Annotated in this window: 11 protein-coding genes; 8 read left to right on the top strand and 3 right to left on the bottom strand. The window is 76.1% G+C overall.

The window, feature by feature from the left end; genetic code table 11:
• Positions 1–419 precede the first annotated feature (419 nt).
• The 4 genes from VGB14_00860 (at position 420) to VGB14_00845 (ending at position 4699) form a co-directional block, all read left to right on the top strand.
• A complete protein-coding gene (locus VGB14_00860) occupies positions 420–1442 on the top strand; it encodes a trypsin-like peptidase domain-containing protein (protein HEX9991453.1) in 1023 nt (340 codons plus the stop codon).
• A gap of 72 nt (positions 1443–1514) precedes the next feature.
• On the top strand, positions 1515–2783 hold the full coding sequence (locus VGB14_00855) for a citrate synthase (GenBank protein ID HEX9991452.1): 1269 nt from the start codon (positions 1515–1517) through the stop codon (positions 2781–2783).
• Positions 2784–2893: 110 nt separating this feature from the next.
• Entirely contained in the window at positions 2894–3787 is an 894-nt protein-coding gene (locus VGB14_00850) for an RDD family protein (GenBank protein ID HEX9991451.1), read from the top strand.
• 3 nt (positions 3788–3790) lie between these two features.
• Positions 3791–4699: a rhomboid family intramembrane serine protease gene (locus VGB14_00845; protein ID HEX9991450.1), complete on the top strand. Its 909-nt coding sequence runs from the start codon at positions 3791–3793 to the stop codon at positions 4697–4699.
• Between the two features lie 70 nt (positions 4700–4769).
• Here VGB14_00845 and VGB14_00840 read toward each other — a convergent pair whose 3' ends face one another.
• From VGB14_00840 to VGB14_00830, 3 genes are read right to left on the bottom strand one after another with little or no spacing between them, the layout of a single operon-like run.
• Positions 4770–5762: an NAD(P)H-quinone oxidoreductase gene (locus VGB14_00840; protein ID HEX9991449.1), complete on the bottom strand. Its 993-nt coding sequence runs from the start codon at positions 5760–5762 to the stop codon at positions 4770–4772.
• Positions 5762–6271 carry a GNAT family N-acetyltransferase gene (locus VGB14_00835; protein HEX9991448.1) on the bottom strand — a complete coding sequence of 170 codons (510 nt, stop codon included), beginning with the start codon at positions 6269–6271 and terminating at the stop codon, positions 5762–5764. The genes VGB14_00840 and VGB14_00835 overlap by 1 nt, the downstream gene beginning before the upstream one ends.
• Positions 6268–8778, bottom strand: a complete 2511-nt coding sequence (locus VGB14_00830; GenBank protein ID HEX9991447.1) for a GNAT family N-acetyltransferase — start codon at positions 8776–8778, stop codon at positions 6268–6270. Before VGB14_00830 ends, VGB14_00835 begins: the two co-directional genes overlap by 4 nt.
• A gap of 37 nt (positions 8779–8815) precedes the next feature.
• Between VGB14_00830 and VGB14_00825 the strand changes: the two genes are divergently transcribed.
• The 4 genes from VGB14_00825 to VGB14_00810 form a co-directional block, all read left to right on the top strand.
• The gene (locus tag VGB14_00825; protein ID HEX9991446.1) at positions 8816–9739 is read left to right on the top strand and encodes an alpha/beta hydrolase; all 924 of its coding nucleotides are present in this window, start codon (positions 8816–8818) and stop codon (positions 9737–9739) included.
• Between the two features lie 68 nt (positions 9740–9807).
• A complete protein-coding gene (locus VGB14_00820; protein ID HEX9991445.1) occupies positions 9808–11526 on the top strand; it encodes a bifunctional metallophosphatase/5'-nucleotidase in 1719 nt (572 codons plus the stop codon).
• A 37-nt stretch (positions 11527–11563) separates the two neighbouring features.
• Positions 11564–13066, top strand: a complete 1503-nt coding sequence (locus VGB14_00815; protein ID HEX9991444.1) for an MFS transporter — start codon at positions 11564–11566, stop codon at positions 13064–13066.
• Between the two features lie 86 nt (positions 13067–13152).
• The coding region (locus VGB14_00810; GenBank protein HEX9991443.1) for a serine/threonine-protein kinase at positions 13153–14041 on the top strand (889 nt) is incomplete at its 3' end.

Here is a 14041-nt window from a genome sequence, read left to right as displayed (position 1 = left end):
GCCCGACTTCGCCGCCCGCCTGGCCCGACACCGGCGCGACGGTCCGACCCGACACGTCCGGCGGCAACGGGCGTCCGTCGTCGCCGCCTGCCTGGCCCGACACCGGCGCCACGGCCGGCCGACCCGACATCCCCGCAGGCGACGGACGCCCGACGTCCGCCGCGTGGCCCGACACTGCGCACACGTCGACGTCCGCCGCCTGGCCCGACGCCGGCGCTGCCGGCGCTCGGCTCGACGGGGGCGACGGGAACGGCACGGCCGGCACGCCCGCCCCGGTCGAGGCGGGCCGCACGAACGGGAACGGCACGGCCGGCGCCGATCACGGCGCCGCCGGCCCGGCACCGACCGCCAACGGGGCGGCCGCAGCGGTCGCCGTGCCCGGGGTGACGGGGACGCGCACCGGGCTTCCCGCCCCGACGGTGGCGGACCCGGCCGAGCCGGACGGGCCCGGCGAGCGGGAGGCGTCGCCGGCGGCCATGTGGGCCGCCGTGCGGGCCGAGCTCGACGCCGCCACGCCGGCGCCCTCCGCCGCCCCGGCGACGACCCCGCCGACCTCGCCGACCCCGACGCCGGCCGCTCCCCCGCCGCCGCCGCCGATCGTCCCGCTCACCAGGCGGGACCGCACGCCCGAGCCGGTCGAGACGAAGGTGGCCTGGCCGGCCGTCGTCTGCATCGTGCTCGTCTTCGCCATGGCCGCCGCCGTCGCCATGCTGTGGCGCCAGACCGACCGGCTGGCGGCCGACCAGCGGGCGGCGGAGGCCGAGGCCGCCGACCTGCTCCTCCAGCTGCGCCAGCAGGTCGAGGACCAGAACCAGATGGCGAGCGGGATCAACGACCGCCTCCAGAGCGTCGAGGCGAGGACCTCGGACACCCCCGACAACGCCGAGGTGGCGGCGCTGGTCCGCCAGGCCGTGTTCAAGGTCGTCGCCGGCCCCGCGCAGGGCTCGGGCTTCTTCCTGAGCGAGGGCGAGCGCAGCGACGTGCTCGTGACGAACTTCCACGTCGTCGCGGAGGCCTGGGACGCCGGGGTCCGGGAGGTCGAGGTGGTCAGGGCCGACGGTCTCGTGCTCCCGGGGACCATCGAGGACGTGAACGCCGACGTCGACCTCGCCCTCATCCACGTCGCCGACCCCCAGCCCGCGCTGCGGCGGGCCGACGCCGACCCGAAGGTCGGGGACGGGGTGATGGCCATCGGGTCGCCCCAGGGCCTCGACGGCTCGGTGTCGACCGGCATCGTGTCCGCCGTGCGCAACGAGGGCGGCTACCGGTTCATCCAGTTCAGCGCGCCGGTCAGCCCGGGGTCGAGCGGCGGGCCCGTCGTGAACGCCACCGGCGAGGTCATCGGCGTCACGGTGGCCAAGCTCGTGGGCGACGGGGTGGAAGGCGTGTCGTTCGCCATCCCGATCGGGTATGTCTGCACGGCGGTCGGCCACTGCGACTGAACCGGCACGCCGGTTACGCTCCGCCAGCGGACGGCCATCCCGGCCCCACCGTCACACGGGGGTGTGCGAGCAGTGGCTGAGTCGATCACCATCACGGACAACCGGACGGGCGAGTCCATCGAGATCCCCATCCGGGACGGCGGGGTGGACGCGACGGAGTGGCGCAAGCTCCTCCCGGGGGTGTGGTTCCACGACCCCGCGTACATGACGACGGCGGCGACCGCGAGCTCGATCACCGAGCTCGTCGGCGACCAGGGCATCCTCCGCTACCGGGGCTTCCCGATCGAGCAGCTGGCCGAGCAGTCGACCTACCTCGAGGTGGCGTACCTGCTGCTCCACGGCGAGCTGCCGACGCGGGAGGCCTACGACCAGTGGGTCCACGACGTCACCTACCACACGTTCATCCACGAAAACGTGCGCAAGCGGTTCATGGAGGGCTTCCACTACGACGCCCACCCCATGGGGATGCTCGTCTCCGCCGTGGCGGCGCTGTCGACCTTCTACCAGGAGGCCAAGGACATCGCCGACGAGGACGTGCGGATGAAGCAGATCACGCGCCTCATCGCCAAGATGCCGACCCTCGCCGCCTGCGCGCACCGGTTCAGCGTCGGGATGCCGTTCGTCTACCCGGACAACTCGCTCCCCTACGCGGCGAACTTCCTGTCGATGATGTGGAAGGTGGCCGAGCCGCGGTACGAGGCCGACCCCGCGCTCGTCCGGGCCCTCGACGTGCTGTTCATCCTCCACGCCGACCACGAGCAGAACTGCTCGACGACGGCCATGCGGGTCGTCGGCAGCTCCCACGCCGACCCGTACTCGTGCACGGCGGCGGCCTGCGCGGCGCTGTACGGGCCGCGGCACGGCGGCGCCAACGAGGCCGTCATCCGCATGCTGACCCAGATCGGGTCGCTCGAGAACGTGCCGGACTTCATCGCCGCCGTGAAGTCGGGCAAGGGCCGGCTCCAGGGCTTCGGCCACCGGGTCTACAAGAACTACGACCCGAGGGCGAGGATCATCAAGCGGACGGCCGACGAGGTGTTCACCGTCACCGGCAAGAACCCGCTCCTCGACATCGCGCTGAAGCTCGAGGAGGTCGCCCTCGCCGACGAGTACTTCACGAGCCGCAAGCTGTACCCGAACGTCGACTTCTACTCGGGGCTGATCTACCAGGCGATGGGCTTCCCGGTGGAGATGTTCCCGGTGCTGTTCGCCATCCCGAGGACGTCCGGCTGGCTGGCCCACTGGCTCGAGCTCCTCGAGCAGGACCAGAAGATCGCCCGCCCGCGCCAGCTGTACATCGGCGCCGACGAGCGGCCGTACGTCCCGATCGACCAGCGCTGATCCCCGCGGCCCCGGTCCCGGGCCGGCCGCCGGCACCGCCGCCCTGGCACCCGAGGCCGCCGTGGCCGCCGGCACCACCGTGGCCCGGCTGGTGGCGGCGGCCGCCGACGGTGGCCGGCGCGGGCGACCGGGCCGGGGCCCGCGCCGTGGACGCCATCCCGGAGGCGCTGATCGCCCTCGTCGGGTTCCTGCTCGCGCCCGACGACCGGCCGATGGTCGGCGTCGCCCTCGGCGTGCTGCTCGTCGCCGCCTGGGAGACCGTGTGGCTGGCGACCGCCGGCGCCACCCCCGGCAAGCTGGCGTGCGGCCTGCGCGTCCGCCAGGTGGACCGCTCGGGCGGGGTCGCCTGGGCGACGGCGGCCCGCCGGGGCCTGGTCGTCGCCGCCCTGGAGGCGACCCTGGTCGGCATCCCCGTGCTCGTCGCCTCCGTGCTGCTGGCCCCGCTGCGCCGGGGCTTCCACGACCGCCGGGCCGGCACCGTCGTCGTCGAGGCCGGCCTGGCGTCGGTGGCGACGGCCGACCTGCCCGCCCTCGGCCGGCGCGAGCGCCGCTCCCGAGCCACGCCGTTCGGCCTGGCCGCCCCGCCCGACCGCCGCTTCGCCGCCCGCATGGCCCGCCTGGAGGGAGCGGCCCCGCTGATCGGCGCGCTGGTCGCCCTCCTCGCCGCCATCCAGCTGGCCGAAGGGCTCGGCCTCGTGGCGGCCGCGTCCGTCGGGTGGCTGGCCGTGTTCGTCGTCGACGAGACGGCCAGGGTGGCGGCCGCCGGCGCCAACCCCGGCCACGCCGCCGAGGGCCTCCGGGTGGTCGACGTCCGCACCGGCCGGGCGCCCGGGGTCGGCCGCTCGCTCGTGCGGGCCGCCGTCCTCGCCCCGCTGCTCTACGTGCCGCCCCTCCAGCTCGTCCTCGGCATCTGGGTGGCCCGCTCCCGCTTCTGGCGCGGCCCGCACGACCTGGCCGCCCGCACCGTCGTCGTGCAGACGGGCACGTCGGCGGCGTGGGGCTGAGCGGTGGCCGTCCCCCTCCGCGACGAGCTGCCCACCCGGCGCCGCCCGGTCGCGACCTGGCTGCTGCTCGCCGTCAACGTGCTGGTGTTCCTGTTCCTCCAGCCGCCCCCGTTCCAGGGCGGCGGCATCGACCTCGAGACCGTCACCCTCGACCCGGCCGACGAGCGGGAGGCCGTGGAGTTCGTCTACCGCTTCGGGGTGGTGCCGTGCGAGATCGAGCACGGCGAGGCCCTCGAGGAGGGCCCGGAGTGCGACGGCGTGCCCGAGGCGACGCCGGAGGGCAAGAACGTGTGGCTGTCGCTCCTCACCCACCAGTTCCTGCACGGCTCGGTGAGCCACCTCGTCGGCAACCTGCTGTTCCTCTGGGTGTTCGGCCCGAAGGTGGAGGACCGGATGGGCCCGCTGCCCTTCCTCGCCTTCTACGTCGTCGCCGGCGTGCTGGCCATGCTCGGCTGGAGCGCGACGAACTGGGGCGGCGCGACCCCGGCCATCGGCGCGTCGGGCGCCATCGCCGGGGTGATGGGCGCCTACCTCGTGCTCCACCCCCGGTCGCGGGTGCTGACGTTCGTGCCCGGCTTCGTCACCCAGGTCGTGTGGGTGCCGGCGTTCGTGCTGCTCGGCCTGTTCTTCCTCGCCCAGTTCCTCACGCCCGACCTCGCCGAGGTGGCCTGGGAGGCGCACGTGGCCGGCATGGTGGCCGGCGCCCTGCTCGCCCTCGCCCTCTGGCGCCGGGGCGCGGCCGCGCCGCCGCCCGCGCTGCTCACCGGCCCGTCCCCCTGGCCCGACGACCGCCGCCCCCGGCGGGCGACGGGCGACGCCGGGGGGACGATCGTCGACTACCTGCTGGCCGTCGCCATCGTCGCGGTCGCCTGCGTGGTGGCGGCGGTCGTGCTCATCGGCCGGGGCGGCTGACCGCCCCGGCGGACCGCCACCGGGACCCGCCCGCTCGGGCCACCGCTCACCCGTTCGGGTCGACGCGCCCTCAGGGGGCTACGGGGGCCACGTCCAGCAGGATCTTCCCGACGTTCGCGTTCGACTCCATGTGCTGGTGGGCGTCGGCCACCCGGTCGAGGGGCCAGCGGGCGTCGACGACCGGCCGCAGCAGCCCCCGGTCGAACAGCGGGAGCACCTCGTCGGCGAACCGCCGGGTGGCGGCGATCTTCTCCTCCACGGGGCGGGCCCGCAGGACGGTGCCGACCAGCGCGGCCCGCTTGGGCAGCAGCGACCCCGGCGAGAACGCCACCGGCCGGGGGTCCATGGCCCCGACCTGCACGATGCGGCCCCGCACGGCCACGGCCTCCACATTGCGGGGCAGGTAATCGCCGCCGACCACGTCGAGCACCACGTCGGCGCCCCGCCCGCCCGTGAGCTCCCGCACGGCGGCGACGAAGTCCTCGCTGCGGTAGTCGACGGCCAGGTCGGCGCCGAGCTCGCGGCACCGGTCGAGCTTCCCGGCCGACGCGGTGACGACCACGCTGGCGCCGATCGCCCGGCACAGCTGGATGGCCGCCGTGCCCACGCCGGACGCGCCGGCGTGGACGAGCGCCGTCCGCCCGCTGGTGAGCCCGCCCTGGACGACGAGCGCGTCCCAGGCGGTGAGGAACACCTCCGGGACGGCGGCCGCGTCGCCCAGGCCCACGCTCGCCGGGACGGGCATGGTCTGGCGCTCGTGCACGGCGAGGCGCTCGGCGTAGCCGCCGCCGGTGACGATGCCCATCACCTCGTCGCCGACGGCCACGCCGGTGACCCGCTCCCCGGCCGCCGCCACCCGCCCGGCGTACTCGAGGCCGGGGATCTCGTGGCCGGCGAAGGACGGCCCGGCGTAGAGGCCCCGCCGCTGGAGCAGGTCGGCCCGGTTGAGGGCGGTGGCGACGACGTCGACGACCACCTCCTCCGGCCCCGGCTCGGGGTCGGGCACGTCCCGCAGGACGAGCACCTCGGGCCCGCCGTAGCCGTCGAGCACGACCGCGCGCATCAGCGCTCCTCCTCGTCGAGGTCCAGCACGAAGCCCAGCAGGGGGATGGTGGGGACGGGGGTGAAGTCCAGCTCGGGCGCCCGGCGGAAGCCGACCCGGTCGTAGATGCGGTGGGCGGCCCGCATCCACGGCGTGCTGTGCAGCACGATCCGCCGCACCCCCGTCGCCCTGGCCCGCGCCACGCAGGCCCGCACGAGCGCGGTGCCGACCCCCCTGCCCTGCGCCTCGGGGACGACGGCCAGCATCCTGATGCCGGCCTCGTCGTCGCCGTCGAACTCGGCCGACGGGCTCGACGGGTCGGGCACGTACGTGACCCCGCCGAGCAGGCGCCCGTCCTCGACGGCGACGAGCACCACGTCGCCGGCGGCCAGGCGGGCGGCCACGTCCCGCACCTCGGCGACGTAGCGGTCCTCGAGCACGCCGTCCTCCAGCGCCTCGTAGGCGGTGATGGTCAGGTCGGCCAGGGCGGCGTGCTCGTCCTCGCGCACGTCGCGCACGTCGACGGTCATCCGAGCCGCCGCACGTCGGGCAGGGCCGGGCCGGCCGGGGCGGGCGCGACCGTGGCCCGCACGTCGACCACCACGGCCCCGTCGGCCGAGGCGATCACCGGGTTGCAGACGACCTCGGCCAGCTCGGGCACGGCGTCGGCCAGGTGGGCGAGGCGCAGGAGCAGGTCGGCCAGGCCGGCCCGGGCCCCGTCGGGCACGGGGCCGGGGGCGGCGGCCACCAGCCGGTCGGCGTCGAGGTCGGTGAGGGGGACGGCCCCGGCGACGTCGGCCGGGCCGCCGGGCGCGGCGCCCGCCCCGCCAGGGCCGACGACGACGACCGGCCCGACGGCGGCGGCCTGGCGGACGGTGACGGCGAGGTCGACCCCCGGGGTGACCATCTCCTGGACGACGGCCGGCCGCATGGCGTCGCCGAGGGCGGCCGCCATCCGCTCGTAGGCGGACCGCACCTCCTCCGGCCCGGTGACGTCGAGGGCCAGCCCGCCGGCCTCGGTCTTGGCCAGCGCGGGGAGGCCGGTCGCCTTCACGGCCACCGGGCGGCCGAGCTCGCCGGCCGCCGCCACCGCCTCGTCCGCCGACCGCACGAGCACGCTGCGGGCCAGGCGGACGCCGGCCGCGGCGAGCAGGGCGAGCGCCCCGTCGACCGGCAGCACGCGGCCCCCTGGGTGGGCGTCGAGCTCGGCGGCGACGAGCGCGGCCGCGGCGCCGGCGTCGAGCCCGTCGGGGACGACCTCCCGGCCGGCCGGGCGCGACCGCCACTCGCCGTAGAGCGCGACCCGGGCGAGGGCGAGGGCGGCGTCGTCGGGGAACGTGAACGCCGGCACCGGCGCCTCCCGCCGCTGCGCCGGCGCGAGCGCCCCGAAGCACGAGACGACCACCGGGAAGCGGCCGGCGGCGGCGCCGGCCACGGCGGCCACCACGTCCGCCGGCGGGGTGTCGACGTGGGGGGCGTACAGCACCACGGCCGAGTCGGCCTCGCCGCCGTCGGCCACCGCGGCCACGGCCGCGCCGTAGTCCGCCGCCGACGGCATGGGCGGGAGGACGACGGTCGCCGCCACCGCCAGGCCGGCCCTGGCCGACACCTCGGCGGCCATCGCCGCCGGCCCGTCCGCGTTCGACACGACCGCCACCCGCCGCCCGGCCGGCACCGGGTGGCCGTCGAGCACGGTGGCGACGTCGAACATGCGGTCCAGGCTGTCCACCCGGATCACGCCGAGCTGGCCGAGCACCTCGCTGTGCGCGCCGGCCCCGGCGACGGCCACGACCGGCTTGGTCCTCGCCATGCGGCGGACGATGCGCACGAACTTCCGGGGGTTGCCGAACGACTCGAGGTAGAGCAGGACGACGGCCGTCCGCTCGTCGCCCTCCCAGAACTGGAGCACGTCGTTGGCGCTCAGGTCGGCCTTCGACCCGGCGTCCACGAACGCCGACACCCCGATGCGGCGCTCCCGCAGCCGCTCGAGGATGGCGGCGCCGAGCGGGCCGGACTGCGAGCAGCACGCCACCCGGCCGGGCACGGGCGCGATCGGGGCGAACGTGGCGTGCAGGCGGACGGCCGGGTCGGTGTTGACGAGGCCGAGCGACGCCGGGCCGACGACCCGCATGCCCGAGCCCCTGGCCCTCGCCACCAGCCCGGCCTCGTCCTCCACCCCGCTCGTCACGACGACGACGGCCCGCACCCGCTTGGCCGCGCACTCGTCGACCACGCCGGGGACGGCGGCCGGGGGGACGGCGACGACGGCGAGGTCGACGTCGTCGGGCACGTCGAGCACGCTCGGCCAGGCCCGCACGCTGCCCACGTGGTGGGCGTTCGGGTTGACCGGGTAGGCGGCGCCCTCGAACCCGTTGGCCAGCAGGTTGCGGAACAGCTCGTGCCCGACGGTGCCCGGCCGCCGGCCGGCGCCGACCACGGCGACGGTCCTCGGGGCCAGCGCCCGCGCCACCGACCGGGCCTCGGCCTGGTGCTCCCTGGCCTCGATCACCGCCCGCGACGCCTCGCTCGGCTCGAGCCCCAGCTCGACCTCGACGAGGCCGTCGGCGAAGCGGCTGCTCGTCCGGAACCCGGCCGCCCTGAACACGTCGAGCATCCGCCGGTTGGACGGCAGGACGGTGCCGGCGAACTCGGTGATGCCGACCTCGCGGGCGGCGGCGACGAGGTACTCGAGCAGCACGGTGCCGATGCCCCGGCCCCGGTGGGCGTCGTCGACGGCGAGGGCGACCTCGGCCCTGCGCCCCTCCAGCCGGTCCCACCCGGCGATGCCCACGAGCTCGTCGTCGAGCAGGGCGACGAAGGCCATGCGGTCCTCGTGGTCGACGGTCGTGAACCGCTCGACCTGGCGGGCGGACAGGGCGGGCAGGGCCGTGAAGTAGCGGAGGTAGATGCTCTCGGGCGACTGGCGTCCGTGGAAGCGGACGAGGCGCTCGGCGTCCTCGCTGCGCACCGGGCGGACGTGCGCGGTCCCCCCGTCCGCGAGGGCCACGTCGCCCTCCCACTCGACCGGCGTGGCCACGGCGGGGAGGCTACCGCCGGGTGCCAGACTGGTCGCCGTGACCCAGGCCACCCCCGACGACCCGCTCGCGTCCCCGGTCGAGGTGCCGGTGGCCGGCGGCCGCCTGCACGTCGCCACCACCGGCCCGGTCGAGGACCGGCCCCTGGCGCTGTGCGTCCACGGCATCACGTCGTCGTCCCGGGCCTGGACGCTGGTGGCCGCCCACCTCGACGGGGCCGGCGTGGCCGTCGCCGCGCCCGACCTGCGGGGCCGGGCGGCGAGCAACGGCCTGCCCGGCCCGTTCGGGATGGCGGCCCACGCCGCCGACCTCGTCGCCGTCCTCGACCACCTCGGCGTCGACCGGGCCGTGGTCGCCGGCCACTCGATGGGCGCCTACGTCGTCGCCCGGCTGGCCGCCGACCATCCCGACCGGGTGGCCGGCGTGGTGCTGGTCGACGGCGGCCTCCCCCTCCCCCGCCCCGCCGGGCTCGACGGCGACGTCCAGGCCGCGCTCGACGCCATCCTCGGGCCGGCCATCGCCCGCCTGCGCCAGACGTTCGCCTCGGAGGACGAGTACGTCGGGTTCTGGCGGGCCCACCCCGCCTTCGCCGAGCCGGGCGCGTGGGGCCCGGCCGTCGAGGCCTACGCCCGCTACGACCTGGCCGGCGAGCCGCCCGCCCTGCGGTCGAGGGTGTCGGAGGAGGCGGTCCGCGTCGACGGCGCCGAGCTGCTCGTCGACGAGGCCGGCCAGGTGGCCGCGCTGCGGTCCCTGGCCGGCCCGGTCGTGCTGCTGCGGGCGCCGGCCGGCCTGCTCGGCTCGCCGCCGCCGTTCGTCCCCGCCGACCTGGCCGACGCCGCCGCCGCCGACGTGCCGGCGCTCACGGTGGCGACCGTCGAGGGCACGAACCACTACACGCTGACCCTCGCCGAGCCCGGCGCGTCGGCCGTCGCCGACGCCATCCGCGGTCAGGTGGGCGCGTGACGGCCGCCACCCTCTAGGCTGAGGGGGCGCGGGGCACCTTCTGCTCCAATCCTGGGAGGGATCACTTGATGACGATTGACGACCGGTCGTCGACGCGCGCCCGCGGGCGCCGTCGGTGGCTCGGCCTGGCGCTGGCCGGTGCCATCGCCGCGACCATGGCGGCCACGGCGCCGCTGGCGGAGGCGCAGTCCTCCACCACCTCGGCGGGCACGACGACCGTGCAGGTCCTCGGGCTCAACGACTTCCACGGCAACCTCGACCCGCCCACCGGCTCGTCCGGCCTGGTCGAGGGCACCGCGGCGGGCGGCGCGCAGTTCCTCGCCACCCACGTGAACCGCCTCGAGGACGCCCACGCCGGGCCGTCCATCGTCGTCTCCGCCGGCGACCTCGTCGGCGCCAGCCCCCTCCTGTCGGCCCTGTTCCACGACGAGCCGACCGTCGAGGCGATGAACCGCATCGGGCTCGACGTCAACGGCGTCGGCAACCACGAGTTCGACGAGGGCGCCACCGAGCTGCTGCGCATGCAGAACGGCGGCTGCCACCCGGTCGACGGCTGCATCGACGGCACGGGCTTCGGCGGCGCCGAGTTCGAGTTCCTGGCCGCCAACGTCGTCAACCACGAGACGGGCCAGCCCCTGTTCGCGCCGTTCACCGTCCGCCACCTGGGCGACGTCGACGTCGCCTTCATCGGCATGACGCTCCAGGACACCCCGACGATCGTCGACTCGGCCGGCATCCGCGGCTGGGACTTCCTCGACGAGGCCGAGACGGCCAACGCGCTCGTGCCCGTGCTGAAGGGCATGGGGGTCGAGACCATCGTCGTGCTCCTGCACGAGGGCGGCTTCCCGACCGGCGGCTACAACTCGTGCCCCGGCATCTCCGGCCCGATCGTCGACATCGTCAACCACTTCGACGACGAGATCGACGCGGTCATCAGCGGCCACACCCACACCGCCTACAACTGCGTCATCGACGGCCGCCCGGTCACCAGCGCGGCGTCGTTCGGCCGGATCATCACCGACCTCGACCTGACCATCGACAACGCCACCAACGAGGTCGTGTCGGTCAGCGCCGTCAACCGCATCGTCACCCGTGACGTGCGCCCGTCCACCGCCGTGGTCAAGCTGGTCGACCGCTACCGGGCCATCGCCGCCCCGCTGGCCAACCGGCCCATCGGCTCGATCACCGCGAACATCACGCGGGCCCAGAACGCGGCCGGCGAGTCGGCCCTCGGCGACGTCATCGCCGACGCCCAGCTGGCCTCGACCGACGGGGCCGACGAGGGCGGCGCCATCGCCGCCTTCATGAACCCCGGCGGCATCCGGGCCGACCTCACCTACGCGTCGAGCCCGGCCGGCGAGGGCGACGGCGTCGTCACCTACGGCGAGGCGTTCACCGTCCAGCCGTTCGGCAACACGCTGACCACGCTCACCCTGACCGGCAGCCAGATCGACACCATGCTCGAGCAGCAGTGGTGCGGGCAGGTGTCGCCCCGCATCCTCCAGGTGTCGAACGGGTTCACCTACTCGTGGTCGGCCTCGGCGCCGGCCTGCAACCGGGTCGACGCGTCGACGATCGCCGTCAACGGCGTGGCCATCGACCCGAGCGCCAGCTACCGGGTGACGGTGAACAGCTTCCTCGCCGGCGGCGGCGACGGGTTCACGGTCCTCAACCAGGGCACGAACCGGCTCGGCGGCCTGGTCGACGTCGACTCCTTCGAGGATCACCTCGTCGCCAACTCGCCGGTCGCCCCCGGCCCGCAGAACCGCATCACGCTGGTCCCGTAGTAGCGGGAACGCTCCGCCGGCCGGTAGACCACCGGCCATGACGAGCACCGAGCGGACCGGCTCCCCCGTGGAGCCGGTCCGCTTCGCGTCCCGGGAGGGGCGGCTCGTGCTCGCGGCCACCGTGCTCGGGTCGGGGGTCGCCTCGCTCGACGCCACGGTGGTCAACGTCGCCCTCCCCCGCATCGGCGAGGACCTCGGCACCGGCCTCGCCGGCCTCCAGTGGACGGTCAACGCCTACCTGCTGACCCTCGCCGGCCTCCTCCTGCTCGGGGGCGCGCTGGGCGACCGCCTCGGGCGGCGGCGGGTCTTCGTCGCCGGCGTGGTGTGGTTCGCGGCGGCGTCGCTGCTGTGCGCCGTGGCCCCGAGCGCCGGGCTGCTCGTCGGCGCCCGGGCCCTCCAGGGGGCCGGCGCCGCGCTGCTGACCCCGGGCAGCCTGGCCATCATCGAGGCGACGTTCCACGCCGAGGACCGGGCGGCGGCGATCGGCGCCTGGTCCGGCCTCGGCGGGGTGACGACGGCGATCGGCCCCTTCGTCGGCGGCTGGCTGGTCGACGTGGCGACGTGGCGGCTCGTTTTCCTGCTGAACCTGCCCCTCGCCGCCGTCGTCGTCTGGATCGCCGTCCGCCACGTGCCCGAGACCCGGCGCTCGGCGGCGGCGACCGGTCCGATCGACGCGGCCGGCGCCGTCCTGGCCGCGCTCGCCCTGGCCGGGGTGAGCTGGGCGCTGATCGAGGGGCCTGGGCGGGGATGGGACGGCGCGACGCTCGCCGCCCTCGCCGGCGGGGTGGTGGCCGGCGGCGCGTTCGTGGCCAGGGAGCGGCGGGCGGCCGACCCGATGCTGCCGCTCGGCGTGTTCTCGTCCCGGCAGTTCTCGGCGGCCAACGCGGTGACGTTCGTCGTCTACGGCGCGCTCGGCGCCTCGATGTTCCTGCTGCCCATCCAGCTCCAGCGGGTCGTCGGCTTCTCGGCCCTGGCCGCGGGCACGGCGCTGCTGCCGATGACCGCGCTGCTGCTGCTCCTGTCGGCCAGGGCCGGCCGGCTGGCCGCCCGCCTCGGGCCCCGCCTGCCGATGGCGCTCGGGCCGGTCGTCGCCGGCGCCGGCCTCGCCCTGCTCGTGCGCGTCGGGCCGGGCAGCACCTACGTGGCCGACGTGCTGCCCGCCGTCGTCGTCTTCGGCCTCGGCCTGGCCCTCACCGTGGCCCCGCTCACGGCGACCGTGCTCGGCGCCGCGCCGGTGGAGCACGCCGGCGTGGCGTCGGCGGTGAACAACGGCGTGGCCCGGACGGCCGCGCTGCTGGCGGTGGCGGCCGTGCCGACGCTGGCCGGGATCGCCGGCGGGACCACCGGCGCGGCCGACGTCGCCGCCTTCTCCGACGGCTTCCACACGGCCGCGCTGATCACGGCGGGCATGGCCGTCGCCGGCGGCCTGCTGGCCGCGGCGACGATCCGCGACCCCGACCGGGCGGTCGCCCCCCGGCCCGCCGTCGCCGACGACCACCACTGCCCCCTCGACGCCCCACCCCTGCGCCGCTCGGCCTAGCTCCTCCGCACGCCCGGCCGCGTGCGCCCAGGTCGGGACAAGCAGCGCGGAAGGGGCGACTATCCTCACCCGGACAAGGAGGGGGCATGACGGGTGCCGGTGGGTCGCGGCCCGGGTCGGCCGCGAGCACGGCGTTGCGGGCCGGCCCGTTCGACGACCCGGACCGCTACGAGCTGATGGAGGTGCGGTCGCGCGGCGGCGAGGGCGAGCTGTGGCGGGGCGCCGTCCGCGTGGATGGCGTCGCCTTCCCCGTCGCCGTGAAGGTCATCCACGAGCGCCACCTGGGCGAGATCGCCCAGTGGCGCCAGCGGTGGCGCCAGCAGGCGGAGGTGGTGCGGTCGCTCGACCACCCGGCGCTGGTGAAGGTGCGGGAGGTGTTCGACGGCCCCGTGCCGCACGGTCCCGGCGCCGCCGACCCGAGGCAGCCGACGCTGTACCTGGTGATGAACTGGGTCGCGGGGGCGACGCTCGGCGAGTGGGTGTCGAGGAGCCCGGATCGCGACCTGCTCGACGTGGTGCGGATCGTCGCGAAGGTCGCCGCCGCCGTCGACTACCTCCACAGCGGCAGCGTCGCCGGCTACCCGATCCTCCACCGGGACATCAAGCCGGCGAACGTGATCGTCAACGGGGCGTCGGCCACGCTGGTCGACTTCGGGTTCGTCCGGCTCGTGCAGTCGGCGCCCGTCTCGATCGCCGGCACCCCGGCGTACCTCGCGCCCGAGCTGCTCGGCGGCGCGCCCTACACCGAGGCGGCCGACCGCTACGGCCTCGGCGCGACGGCGTTCTTCGCCATCACCGGTGAGCCGCCGGTCACCGGCGACAACACCAGGAACCGGGCCACCCTCGTGGCCGCGGCGACGATCGGCGGGCGGGAGGAGCTCGCCGACCACGTCCTCGCGATGATGAGCCTCGATCCGGCCCGCCGCCCGACCTCGACGCTCGAGTGGGCGCAGGCGCTGGCCGCCCGAGCCGTGT

The sequence above is a fragment of the Acidimicrobiales bacterium genome, from assembly GCA_036399815.1.
Lineage (GTDB): Bacteria > Actinomycetota > Acidimicrobiia > Acidimicrobiales > DASWMK01 > DASWMK01.
This window is presented reverse-complemented; position numbering and strand designations above follow the sequence as displayed.